This is a genomic window from Marichromatium sp. AB32 (genome assembly GCF_003718675.1).
GTDB lineage: Bacteria > Pseudomonadota > Gammaproteobacteria > Chromatiales > Chromatiaceae > Marichromatium > Marichromatium gracile.
On the sequence record NZ_RHFJ01000178.1, the window covers coordinates 1 to 203 of the forward strand.

Genomic DNA, 203 nt, shown 5'->3' on the forward strand with positions numbered 1-203 from the left:
CCTCGCCCAGCGCCTGCCCGAGTACATGATCCCGACCTCGATCCTGCCGCTCGAACGGCTCGATCTCAGCGCCAACGGCAAGGTCGATCGCCGCGCGCTCGCCGCCCGGCTCGACGCGCTCGACGCCGCAGGCGCGCGCACCCCGCCCCGGGGGCCGCTCGAACAGGCCCTCGCCGCGATCTGGGCCGAGGTCCTCGGGCGCG

Annotated in this window: 1 protein-coding gene; it reads left to right on the plus strand. The window is 76.4% G+C overall.

The features are described from left to right. The coding region (locus EBL85_RS17355; RefSeq protein WP_190288131.1) for a hypothetical protein at positions 1 to 203 on the plus strand (203 nt) is incomplete at both ends.